This window comes from Synechococcus sp. MIT S9451, assembly GCF_047304725.1.
Classification (GTDB): Bacteria; Cyanobacteriota; Cyanobacteriia; order PCC-6307; family Cyanobiaceae; genus Synechococcus_C.
Window position 1 is genome coordinate 655518 of the sequence record NZ_CP138971.1, and the last position, 11252, is coordinate 666769.

Annotated in this window: 11 protein-coding genes; 6 read left to right on the plus strand and 5 right to left on the minus strand. The window is 60.8% G+C overall.

The genetic code is table 11. The features are described 5' to 3' along the window. Positions 1 to 20 precede the first annotated feature (20 nt). From SIB72_RS03515 to SIB72_RS03530, 4 genes are all read right to left on the minus strand, one after another. Positions 21 to 239 carry a hypothetical protein gene (locus SIB72_RS03515; protein ID WP_115019798.1) on the minus strand — a complete coding sequence of 73 codons (219 nt, stop codon included), beginning with the start codon at positions 237 to 239 and terminating at the stop codon, positions 21 to 23. Between the two features lie 95 nt (positions 240 to 334). Further along, on the minus strand, positions 335 to 3298 hold the full coding sequence (gene gcvP / locus SIB72_RS03520) for an aminomethyl-transferring glycine dehydrogenase (protein WP_413744616.1): 2964 nt from the start codon (positions 3296 to 3298) through the stop codon (positions 335 to 337). A gap of 46 nt (positions 3299 to 3344) precedes the next feature. Then, positions 3345 to 3734: a glycine cleavage system protein GcvH gene (gene gcvH, locus SIB72_RS03525; RefSeq protein WP_115120179.1), complete on the minus strand. Its 390-nt coding sequence runs from the start codon at positions 3732 to 3734 to the stop codon at positions 3345 to 3347. Positions 3735 to 3757: 23 nt separating this feature from the next. Beyond that, complete coding sequence (locus SIB72_RS03530; RefSeq protein WP_413744617.1) at positions 3758 to 5062, minus strand: aminotransferase class I/II-fold pyridoxal phosphate-dependent enzyme; 1305 nt, start codon at positions 5060 to 5062, stop codon at positions 3758 to 3760. Positions 5063 to 5253: 191 nt separating this feature from the next. Here SIB72_RS03530 and SIB72_RS03535 point away from each other — a divergent pair, with 191 nt between their 5' ends. Continuing rightward, complete coding sequence (locus SIB72_RS03535; protein WP_413745031.1) at positions 5254 to 6102, plus strand: acyl-CoA desaturase; 849 nt, start codon at positions 5254 to 5256, stop codon at positions 6100 to 6102. A 33-nt stretch (positions 6103 to 6135) separates the two neighbouring features. Here the strand turns inward: SIB72_RS03535 and SIB72_RS03540 are convergent, their stop codons facing one another. Further along, the gene (locus SIB72_RS03540) at positions 6136 to 6897 is read right to left on the minus strand and encodes a hypothetical protein (protein ID WP_413744618.1); all 762 of its coding nucleotides are present in this window, start codon (positions 6895 to 6897) and stop codon (positions 6136 to 6138) included. Between the two features lie 51 nt (positions 6898 to 6948). Here SIB72_RS03540 and SIB72_RS03545 point away from each other — a divergent pair, with 51 nt between their 5' ends. The 5 genes from SIB72_RS03545 to SIB72_RS03565 all read left to right on the plus strand — a co-directional run bounded on the left by SIB72_RS03545 (position 6949) and on the right by SIB72_RS03565 (position 11190). Next, positions 6949 to 7881, plus strand: a complete 933-nt coding sequence (locus tag SIB72_RS03545; RefSeq protein WP_413744619.1) for an acyl-CoA desaturase — start codon at positions 6949 to 6951, stop codon at positions 7879 to 7881. A 41-nt stretch (positions 7882 to 7922) separates the two neighbouring features. Continuing rightward, entirely contained in the window at positions 7923 to 8381 is a 459-nt protein-coding gene (rplI, locus tag SIB72_RS03550) for a 50S ribosomal protein L9 (protein WP_115120188.1), read from the plus strand. Positions 8382 to 8482: 101 nt separating this feature from the next. Continuing rightward, entirely contained in the window at positions 8483 to 9901 is a 1419-nt protein-coding gene (gene dnaB, locus SIB72_RS03555; RefSeq protein ID WP_115120233.1) for a replicative DNA helicase, read from the plus strand. Between the two features lie 15 nt (positions 9902 to 9916). Continuing rightward, positions 9917 to 10141, plus strand: a complete 225-nt coding sequence (locus SIB72_RS03560; protein ID WP_413744620.1) for a hypothetical protein — start codon at positions 9917 to 9919, stop codon at positions 10139 to 10141. 80 nt (positions 10142 to 10221) lie between these two features. Further along, positions 10222 to 11190, plus strand: a complete 969-nt coding sequence (locus SIB72_RS03565; protein ID WP_413744621.1) for a helix-turn-helix transcriptional regulator — start codon at positions 10222 to 10224, stop codon at positions 11188 to 11190. The last annotated feature ends 62 nt before the right edge of the window (positions 11191 to 11252 follow it).

Sequence of the window (11252 nt, forward strand, 5' to 3'; positions counted from 1 at the left end):
CAGCTCCTCCTTCAAACAGTTCAGGCAGCCTGAGGAGGCGGGGTTGGCGAATCCTGCAGCTGGAATGGAAGCACCAGGGTGGCCCAGCGCTCAGGCCGTTCAGGACGCTGACGACGCGCTTGACGCACGCCGAAAGGAACGCGCACGACGTTGGTGCCTTCCATTTGCAGGGTGTGACCCCGCTCAAGAGCCGACTCCAAACAATCAGGCAACGCCGGTGTGGTGGATTTGATGGTCATGGTCCCCCTGCGATGAAGCAGATGCCGAACAGTGTGCAAACACTTTTCGTTCTACAGAGAAAACCGAAAGGTATTTTTTCGATTTCGATGAAAATTTAACCTGACAGCTGCTGATCCGCCAGATCTGCCACTGAAGGACAGGTGCAGACAAGGTTGCGATCCCCGTAAGCGTTATCGATGCGGGCAACATGGGGCCAGAATTTGTACTCACGCTGATCCCCCAAGGGGAAGGCGGCCTGGGCTCGGCTGTAAGGCCGATCCCAGCTCTCAGCAGTCACGGCCGCAAGAGTATGGGGAGCCCGCTTCAGCGGGTTATCGGTTGGATCACTGGCGCCGGTTTCGATCGCCGCCGCTTCGGCCCGGATCGCGATCATCGCTTCACAGAACCGATCCAGTTCAGGCAGGCTTTCACTTTCAGTCGGCTCCACCATCACGGTGCCGGCCACAGGCCAGCTCACGGTTGGGGCATGGAAGCCGTAGTCCATCAGGCGCTTGGCGATGTCATCCACCTCAAGGCCTGCTGTGCGCTTGAGCTCGCGCAGATCAAGGATGCATTCATGCGCCACTAAGCCGCCTTCACCACGGAAGAGCACCGGGAAATGCGGATCAAGCCGCCGGGCCATGTAATTCGCGGCAAGAAGAGCGATCGCGGTGGCCTTGCGCAGGCCATGCGGACCCATCAGACGCAGGTACATCCAACTAATCGGCAGGATGCCGGCACTGCCCCAGGGCGCGGCCGACACCGCACTGATCGCCTCGTTGCCACCACATGCAGCCAGGGGGTGACCAGGCAGGAAGGGGAGCAGATGCTCCGCCACACCAATCGGTCCAACACCGGGCCCGCCGCCGCCGTGGGGAATGCAGAAGGTCTTATGCAAGTTCAGATGACAGACATCGGCTCCATAGGCTCCGGGCCGGCACAAGCCCACCTGGGCATTGAGATTGGCGCCGTCGAGATACACCTGACCACCGTGGGCATGCACACAGGCACAGATCTCGCGGATCCCCGGTTCGAATACACCGTGGGTGGAGGGGTAGGTGACCATCAAGGCCGCCAGGCGCTCGCCGTGCTGCTCGGCCTTGGCCTGCAGATCGACGAGATCAATATTGCCGTGCTGGTCGCAAGCGACCGGAACCACCCGCAAACCTGCCATCACGGCACTGGCCGGGTTGGTGCCGTGGGCGCTGGTGGGAATCAAACAAACATCCCTGCCCACGTCACCGCGGGAGAGATGCCAGGCTCGGATCACCAACAAGCCGGCGTATTCCCCCTGAGAACCGGCATTGGGCTGCAGCGACACTCCTGCAAAACCAGTAAGAGCAGCCAACCAGGTTTCCAGATCGGCCACCATCTGGCTCAGACCAGCCAGCTGTTCCGGCGGAGCAAATGGATGCAGGGCAGCGAATCCATGCCAACTAACTGGAGCGAGCTCAGCAGCAGCATTGAGCTTCATCGTGCAGCTGCCCAGGGGAATCATGCTGTGCACCAGCGACAGATCCCTGCTCACCAGCTTCTGGATGTAGCGAAGCAGCTCCGTTTCGCTGCGATGGTGATGAAAAACCGGTTGCTGAAGCCAGGTGTCCTCGCGCAGGGGAACACCGGGGAGAGCCGCTTGAAGCGCCGCATCTCCAAGCAACACCGGCAGCGCATCGCCAGCCGGCGGCAGCGGGGCAGCGCCGGCCGCCTGGGCCAGAATCACCAGCAGGGCATCAACCTCGGCAGCATCGCTGCATTCATCCAGGCTGATCCCGAAGCCCTCGGCTTGATCTGGAGCAGCACCATCGGGGAGGACCCGCAGGTTGTATCCCTGTTCCGTCGCCAGACGATGCACGGCAGGAGCCTGCACACACCGCACATCCACACTGTCAAAACGACAGCCCGCGGCCAAGGGATAACCCAATTGGCGCAGCCCTGCTTCCAATCGGAGGCGGAGATCGACAAGCTGTCGAGCGATCGCCTCCAAGCCATCCGGTCCATGGTGAACCGCATAGAAGGACGCCATCACCGCCAACAACACCTGGGCGGTGCAAATGTTGCTCGTGGCCTTGTCCCGTCGGATGTGCTGCTCACGGGTCTGAAGGGCGAGCCGCAACGCTGGCCGCCCTTCCGCATCGCGGGACTGACCGACGATCCGTCCCGGCACCTGACGCTTGAAGGCTTCACGGGTTGCGAAAAAAGCAGCATGGGGACCACCGCCCCCCATGGGAACACCGAAACGCTGGGCACTGCCCACGGCGATGTCGGCCCCCAGCTGACCCACCGGAGCCAGCAGCACCTGGGCAAAGGGATCGACCGCAACCGTCGCCAGAGCCTGATGGGCATGGGCCTGGGCGATGACTGCGGTTGGATCCCACAGCCGGCCGCAACGACCGGGAAGCTGCAGCAACATGCCGAACACATCTTGATCCCAGCGGAAGGCCTCGGGCTCCGCCACGTCGATCACCACCCCAAGCGGTTCTGCCCGGGTCTGCAACACCGCCAAGGTTTGGGGGAGCACGGCAGCATCCACCAGGAATCGCTTGGCCTCAGGCCTTGTGCACACAGCGAGGCTGAGGCCCATCGCCTCAGCGCATGCGGTGGCCTCGTCTAGCAGCGAAGCATTGGCAATCGGCAGTCCGGTCAGTTCGCTGATCAGCGTCTGAAAATTGAGCAGGGCCTCCAACCGTCCCTGAGCAATCTCCGCCTGATAAGGGGTGTAAGCGGTGTACCAAGCGGGGTTCTCCAGCACATGGCGCTTGATCAGTGCTGGCGTGGCTGTGTCGTGGTAGCCAAGACCAATCAATGAGCGCCGCACCCGATTGCGGGATCCAATCACCCGCAATTCAGCCAAGGCTTCGGCCTCACCACAGCCCAGCGGCATGCTCTCCACAGGCGGAGCGGCATCAAGAATCGCCCCAGGAACGACTGCGCTAACAAAGGCGTCGAGATCGGCAAAGCCAAGCGACTCGAGCATCGTTTGCTGGTCCGCCTCACTCGGGCCGACATGCCGTTGCACAAATGGCGAGAGCGAGGAAACCGTTTCTGCGGCAGAAGACGGGCGCTGTTCAAGCTGCGTCAAATCGCTCTCGCCGATTCGTGAACGATCGACTTTAAAAAAAAGCGGCTCAGGCAGCGGCCACTTTGGACGCATATGTGACCGAATCCATCAGCTCCTGCAGCTGGGCCAGATCTGAGGGACGCACCGCCAGCAACCAGCCCTGGCCATGAGGGTTGTTCTGCAGTTCTTCTGGGCTCGCGAGCACTGATTCGTTGCGCTCCACAACCTCACCACTGACAGGGGCATACATCTCCTCAACCGCCTTCACCGATTCCACGGTGCCAAAACTGCTACCGCGGCTGAGACTGGACCCCACCTCGGGCAGATCCACAAAGACGATGTCCCCCAACTGATCCACAGCGAAAGCACTCAGCCCGATACGCACCAGATCGCCATCGGCATGGGCGTATTCGTGGCTATCGGCGTAGCGAAACTGCTCAGGAAAATCAAAGGCCATGGGGCCGGGAGCGGGCAAAAACCTCACCCAGTGTGGAACAGATCGACGAGTCCTGCCGTATGCAGGGCCGTGAGCGCCCGCACCAGGGCCAGTTCCACATGGGTGCGATGGGTACCACCTTGCACGTAAAGGTTGAAAGGATCGCGCAGCGGAGCATCAGCGGAGAACTCACTGGTACTGCCATCGATGAACGTGCCACCGGCCATCACCAAATCACTGGCGTAGCCAGGCATCGCCGCCGGCACAGGATCGAGATACGAACCGATCGGCGAACAGGCTTGAAAGGCCCTGCACACCACCTTCAGGGCCTCGGGATCACCCAGCTGCACGGCCTGGATGAGATCGCTGCGGGCAGCACCGGCCTGGGGTTGCACCGCATAGCCAAGCTCAGAAAAGGTCTCGGCCACCAGATCGGCACCGATGAGCGCCTCCGCCACCATCTGCGGAGCAAGAAACAGTCCCTGCAGGATTAAACGATGTAGATCAAAGCCCGTGCCACCCTCACTGCCGATCCCGGGAGCGGTCAGACGGCAACAAGCCTGCTCAACCAGATCGGCCCGGCCGGCTACATAGCCACCGCCTGGGGCGATGGTGCCGCCCAGATTCTTAATCAGCGAACCGGCCACCAGATCCGCCCCCACAGCTGGGGGCTCCTGATCTTCAACCAGCTCGCCATAACAGTTGTCGACGAAACAAACGCAATCAGGCTGACGGCGATGAATCCGTTCGCACAGGCGGCCGATCGTCTCCACCGACAGCGAAGGGCGCCAGCTGTAGCCGCAGCTGCGTTGGATCAGGATCAAGCGCCGGGGGATCTCAAGCGCTCGATCCAGAGCCTGTTCATCCACCTCTCCAGCGGCCTCTGGTGCAGAGGTGAGCTCAAGCTGGTCATAAGCCACCCCAAATTCCGCCAGTGACCCCTGGCCGGACCCACGCAGGCCGATCACCTCTTCCAGCGTGTCGTAAGGCCGACCGGTAATTGCCAGCATCCGGTCACCGGGGCGAAGCACACCGAACAGAGCAGCGGCGATGGCATGGGTGCCGCTCACAAACTGCAGTCGCACAGCCGCGGTCTCTGCACCGAGCACCCGAGCGAACACCCGATCCAGCACCTGCCTGCCCTGATCACCATGGCCATAGCCCGTGAGCGAAGCGAAATGCTGGGTGCCGACGCGTTCGGCAGCAAAGGCCGCAAGCACCCGCTCCAAGCGGGGCAGCACCGCGGCTGTGCGCTGTGCCGACTGGGCCACCAAGCGCTCCCTCGCCGCTGCCACCAGAGCCCTGGCCCGTTGCTGCACCGCCTGGGGATCGAGCTGCTGAGAAACCATGAACAGCGCCTGGGATCCGTGCTGGTCGTTACATCATGCAGCGCTCTCCTACATTCATTTCTCCTACCGACCGCCTTGGAGCTCCGGGTTACCGCAGCAACAGACGGATTCGGTTCGTGGAGATCTCCTTGGTCACAACCTCTCCGGCGTCTACCCCCTCCGAACGCGAGCTGCGCATTCGCGCGGCACTGATGGCCCCCCGAGAACCGCTGCCGCGCAAGCAGCGCAAGCTCAAGAGCGGCACCACCTCCTTCATGCTGGTAATGCACGTGCTGGCCACAGTGGCGCTGTTGCCACGGTTCTGGAGCTGGCAAGCCCTGGTGGCCTTTGCAGTTCTGTACTGGACCACGGTGTTAGGGGTGACCTTGGGGCTGCACCGTCTGGTGGCGCATCGCAGCTTCGAGGTGCCGCATTGGCTTGAACGCGTGCTTGTGCTGATGGGCACCTTGGCCTGCCAGAGCGGACCGATCGACTGGGTGGCCTTGCACCGCCATCACCATAAATTTTCCGATCAGCCCAACGACCATCACGACGCCGGTCGGGGGCTTTGGTGGAGCCACAGCGAGTGGATGCTGCATGAGATTCCTGCCCTGGAACACAAGGAACGCTTTGCTGGCGATCTGCTCAGCGATCCCTTTTACTTCTGGCTCGATCGCTGGTTCCTTCTGCCCCAGATACCGCTGGGTTTGGCCCTTTATTGGTACGGAGAAGCAGCCCAGGTGCATGGCGGTGGCCTTGGCCTGGTGCTGTGGGCGATTCCCTTGCGCCTCGTGGTCGTATACCACGTCACCTGGTTGGTGAATTCGGCCACCCACGCCTTCGGTTACCGCAATTTCGACTGCCCCGATCTGTCACGCAACTGCTGGTGGGTGGCGATTCTCTCCTTCGGTGAGGGATGGCATAACAACCATCACGCCCACCCGGCGAGTGCGCGCCATGGCCTGCGCTGGTTCGAATTTGACATCACCTGGATGCACATTCGCCTATTGCGCCGCCTCGGCCTCACCCGCCGAGTACGCCAGGCCCGCTACGCCCCCTGAGGGAGAACTCGAAGACGTCTCCTTAGCGCAACTTCAATCCTTCGAAACAGCAGCCTGACTTTCTGGTTCAAGCTGCTTGGCGCGCGAACGCAGCTGGGCCAGAAACCCCTCCGCGCCGTGACGGCCAGATCCGCCAAGCTCCTGATAAGTGGCATAGAGATCCAGTAATTCGCCATCGAGCTCATCGGAGCTGTAATCCCGCATACCAGCCATTACTGCCGCAAAGCGTTCCCGTCGCTGGCTCTTACTCACCGGGTAAGCGGCCATCACTTGATCGCGGCAGAAACGCCAGCTTCGAGCAGCGCAGAGCTGGTCAGCCAGAGCTGCGCTGAGAGCCGAGGCCTCCTCGGCGTCAATCCGCCAATCAAAGCCAGGCGGCAATGGCGCCAGCCCTACAAAAATCTCGAACAAAGCACCGGCACCGAGAGGCTGACCAGTGCCGTTCACCAAGGGAGCATGACCATCAGCCAGCACTTGCAACAACTCGGGATGCACCTCCTGAAGGTGCTCACGAATCGGATCGAGCCCTTCCAAGAGCACGGCATTGGCCTGACCAAGAGCCAAAAACACCTCGGGGCCTGGCGCTGCCAACTTGCCGTTGCGCAGATTTGAGATCTGGGAGTTGTGCACCCGGCCCAGATCAAGAGCCTCAGCCAACGCTGGCAGCACCTTGTGGGACCAGCCGTTGCGCTCATGCCAGACGTGCACAAGGTGGGCCATGGCTCGGCGACCTTCTTCCAGTCGCTCCCGGTAACCCTTGGTCACACAATCAGACCCAGAACTGGAAGCAGTCACTTGATACGGATCCTTATCGCCTATAGTTTGGAGAAAGCAATCGGATCAGCAATGACATCCTGTGTGATCACGACGCCATCTCCTCCGAGCAGGCCTACAGCTTCGCACGAAGCTTTGAAGCTTGCAGAGCGCTTACAACAGCCCCGCAAGGGGCACAAAGCCGTTGAGCCTGATCAGGCAAAGCGCTGGGGAACGATCGGATTCATGATCGCGATCCACGCCCTGTCGATTGTGGCCTTGCTGCCCCGCTTCTGGAGCTGGCAAGCCGTCACCTGCTTGGTGATTCTCTACTGGATCACCGCCTGCCTAGGCGTGACGCTTGGCTATCACCGTCTGCTGTCACATCGATCCTTCCGGGTCCCAACCTGGCTGGAGCGGTTTTTCGCCACCTGCGGCGCCCTCAGCTGTCAGCACGGCCCCATCGACTGGGTTGGCCTGCATCGCCACCACCACAAGTTTTCTGATACGGATGCTGATCACCACAACAGTCACCGCGGCTTCTGGTGGAGTCACATGGGATGGATGTTCCAGCCGATTGCGGCCATGCAAGCGGTGCCACGCCTGAGTGGCGACCTCAGCAGCGATCCCTATTACCGCTGGCTCAACACCAATTTCCTGCTGCTGCAACTGCCCCTGGCGATGCTGCTGTTCTGGATTGGCAGCATCAGTGGCGGCGGCGGCTGGGCCCTCGTGCTCTGGGGAGTTCCCCTGCGCCTGGTGGTCGTGTATCACGTCACCTGGCTGGTCAATTCCGCCACCCACTGCTGGGGCAGCGTGGCCTATGAGAGCGGTGACGCGTCCCGCAATAACAAATGGGTCGCCGCCTTGACCTTCGGCGAGGGCTGGCACAACAACCATCACGCCTTTCCCCATTCCGCCCGTCACGGTCTTCAGCCCGGGCAGATTGACCTCACCTGGGAACACATCCGACTGATGCGAACGCTCGGACTGGCCAGCCAAATTCGCCTGCCGGTCACGTCGTAAAGTTGCCGATCGCTCAATAGACGCTGTAACGGATCGATCCCATGGCCAAGCGCGTACAAGTCGTTCTGAATGAGGACGTTCTCAGCCTCGGCCGGGACGGAGACATGGTGGAAGTAGCTCCCGGCTATGCCCGCAACTTCCTCCTTCCCTTCGGCAAGGCCGTACCCGTGACGCCTGCCGTGATGAAGCAGGTGGAGCACCGTCGCGCCAAGGAGGCCGAGCGTCAGGCTGCCCTCAAGCAAGACGCCGTGGCCTTCCGCACCGCCCTTGACACCATCGGCCGCTTCACCGTTAAGAAGCAGACCGGTGATGACGATGTGCTGTTCGGAACGGTCACCAACGGTGACGTGGCCGAAGCGATTGAAACCGCCACCAAGAAGGAAGTGGATCGTCGCGACATCACCGTGCCCGACATTCATCGCACTGGTAACTACAAAGTGCAGGTGAAGCTGCACAGCGAAGTCACCGCTGAGATCAACCTGGAAGTGGTCAGCTACTGAGCCTCACCGAGGTCTGAATCACATCAGGCCGTCACATCCCACTCTGTTGCATGCTCTCAAGTGCGCCAGAGTGGGTTTTCGCTTTTGATTGGCCAACCGCCATGGTGACCGCCCCCTTGTCTGAACCCGGCGGCGAGTCCACCGAAGGCGGTCGCCGTGGCTTCGGCAAATCACGCCAACGCGATGAGCCCAATTTCGAGGCCCTGCCCGACTCCGTACCACCTCAAAACGTTGAGGCAGAGGAAGCAGTCTTGGGTGGAATCCTGCTTGACCCGGATGCCATCGGCCGCGTGGCCGATGTGCTGCAACCCGAGGCCTTTTATCTGAATGCCCACCGGGAGATCTTCCGCACGGCGGTGATGCTCCACAGCCAGGGCAAACCCACCGACCTCACGGCCATGACGGCATGGCTGGCCGACACGGGGGCACTCGACAAGGTGGGGGGCAGCGCCCGCTTGGTTGAGCTGGTGGAGCGGGTGGCCTCCACCGCCTCGATCGAGCAGGTGGCACGCCTCGTCATGGATAAGTTCCTGCGACGCCAACTGATCCGCTCCGGCAATGAAGTGATTCAGCTGGGCTTCGACCAAAGCCTGCCGATGGAACAGGTGCTCGACAAGGCAGAACAAACGATCTTCGCCATCAGCCAGGAGAAGCCCTCCAAGGGCCTCACCCCAACGGCTGAGATCCTCACCAGCACCTTCAACGAAATCGAGAGCCGTTCCCTCGGCACCTCCGTGGCAGGGATCCCGGTCAACTTTTACGACCTGGATGCCATGACCCAGGGCCTGCAGCGCAGCGATCTGATCATCGTGGCCGGCCGCCCTGCCATGGGCAAAACATCCATCGTGCTCAACCTGGCCAAAAACGTGGCCCAGCTCCACGACCTGCCGGTCTGCGTGTTCAGCCTGGAGATGAGCAAGGAGCAGCTCACCTACAGGCTCTTGTCGATGGAGGTAGGGATTGAAGCAGGCCGATTACGCACCGGCCGCCTGCAGCAAGAGGAATGGCCGCTGCTCGGCCAAGGCATCAACACCCTTGGCCAGCTGCCGATCTTCATCGACGACAAACCCAACTCCGGCGTTCTGGAAATGCGCTCGCTCTGCCGGCGACTGATGGCTGAACAAGGCAAAGAGCTGGGTCTGGTGGTGATCGACTACCTCCAGCTGATGGAGGGCTCCAGCCCAGACAACCGCGTGCAGGAAATCTCGAGAATCACAAGGGCCCTCAAAGGCATGGCCCGCGAACTGAACGTGCCAGTGATCGCCCTCTCCCAGCTCAGCCGGGGCGTGGAATCACGCACGAACAAGCGCCCGATGCTCAGTGATCTGCGCGAATCAGGCTCGATTGAGCAAGACGCCGACCTGGTGCTGATGATCTATCGCGACGAGTACTACAACCCGGAAACTCCAGACCGAGGCATCACTGAGGTGATCGTGACCAAACACCGCAACGGCCCCGTTGGCACGGTGAAGCTGCTGTTCGAACCGCAGTTCACCCGCTTCCGCAACCTGGCGGCTTAAGCCTGAGGTTGGAGCATGTGGATTGGCCGCATCCTGCTCTTGGGCGTTGGCTCGTCATACCTGGCCCGTTGGTTCCTCAGCCCTCAAGCCCATCGCAATTACGTGGCCAGTTGGCTCAAGCTTCTGCATAAAACCACCCGCATCCTGCCGAGGGGGAAACATCGGCTCCGCCAGGTCGCCATTCGAATCTTCGAAGCCACACTGAGCCCCAGCAACCGCCGCAAAGCTATCAATCGCTGACGCGTGAACAAAAACACATCGCCAAAGTGACGCAAGGGCCATAAAAGTACCTTGAAGTTCTGATTCCTTGATGGCTCACGGTGAAGGTTTTGGAGGCCCCTTTCCTGAGCTGCGCTGAGCTGAAGGAGCTGTTTCAGCCCCTTTCACCCAACCTCGCCGCCCTGCAATTAAGCAAGGGCCGGCTACTAGGGAAACTGCAGATTTTCAGCTTCGGCGCTTTTCGCTGCACCCTGCTCGCAACCAACCAAAGCTTGTTTCTCAGCGGCCAACGCAAGCCACAAGCCTGGACCCTGGCCATACCGCTGAACAACCCACTCCCGCACGATGCCTATCGCGCTCAAGGCGTGGTGATGCCTTGGCCGGGGCTGATGGGCTACAACATCCAGCTCAGCGATTTCGATCTACGCCTGCCTGCAGCCAGCCGGCTGTGCACGTTGGTCATCGCCAAAGACGAGCTCCTAAAGCGTCATCCCCAACAAAGGGGCTCACTCACTCTGGAACGGTGGCAAAACAGCAATCAGCTCGAATTGCGGGCAGATCATGCGAACCAACTTCGCGATCAAATCGAGACCTTGATCAAGGAAGAGGGAAAAACAACCGACCCAAGCACAGCCGAGCGATTACTCAGTGCAGTGATCAACTGCTTTGAAAACGAAGAGGCTGAAACAAGAGCCATCAAAAAGCGCCAAGCCCGCCACACAGCTGCGATCGAAGTGCTGCATTGGTGCCATACCAACCCTTGCCAAAGCATCACGGTCGAGGACCTCAGTGAGCTGTTGTACCAATCGCGAACATCCCTCTTCAAGGGATGCAAGGAGCATTTCAACCGCACACCACTGGAGGTGCAGCGTGCCGTCCGCCTCGACGGCGTGCGCGAGCTGCTGCTAAAGCCAAACAAACGCAATCAACTGGGTCTCAAGGGAATCAAACAGGTGGCGCAGCACTATGGCTTTCAAAGCCAAAGCCATTTCACACGCCGCTACAGCGAGGCCTACGGCGAGCAGCCTCAACAAACGATCCAGGACCATGACCCTGCAGATGCCAAATAAGCCGACTTAAAGCCAAATCGCGCACGATTGGGCTCTCCAATCCATGCAAGAGGGCTGGAAAC